The sequence below is a fragment of the Alteromonas sp. PRIM-21 genome (assembly GCF_027563165.1).
Lineage (GTDB): Bacteria > Pseudomonadota > Gammaproteobacteria > Enterobacterales > Alteromonadaceae > Alteromonas > Alteromonas macleodii_A.
The window spans coordinates 1-522 of the sequence record NZ_JADOEK010000044.1; the positions used below are offsets into that span (position 1 = coordinate 1).

The 522-nt window shown below is 43.1% G+C and carries 1 pseudogene; it reads left to right on the forward strand.

Annotation, left to right across the window (positions count from 1 at the left end):
- Positions 1 to 71: 71 nt before the first annotated feature.
- Positions 72 to 522 (forward strand): annotated as a pseudogene (locus tag IW644_RS19930) (IS4 family transposase); the annotation flags it as partial.

A 522-nucleotide genomic window follows, 5' to 3' on the forward strand; every position in this document is an offset into this window, starting at 1 on the left:
CTGAGGTATCCCCACAAATAATAGAACGATATCAGTGAGATAAAAAAAGATAGGAACATTCATGACGTTTGGTGATCAGATCAATCGCCAAACATCACCGAGACCAAACAGCCATGAATGCCCTATCTATTGTGAACAATGTCGTATCGCTTGTCAGCTATAAAATGCATAAAACTCGTCGGGATGCGGTAACGGCATGCGTCAAAAGCTTGCTTAATGGAAGCGCTGCAACAGTAACCAGCATAGGTCGAGGGATCAACACTAAAGCCTTTGAAAAACATCGAATTAAACGTGCCGACCGCTTGCTCTCGAACCCGCATTTATTAAGTGAAACGCCGTTTATTTATGCATCTATATGCCAACTATTTTGCGGCAGCACATCACGTCCTGTTATTTCAATTGATTGGTCAGATTTAGACGACCGTAAAGCGCATTTTCTTTTACGCGCGGCAATATCTCTGAAAGGTCGGCCCATCACACTTTATCAAGAAGTACACTGCAACAAGACCAAAGAGAAACCCG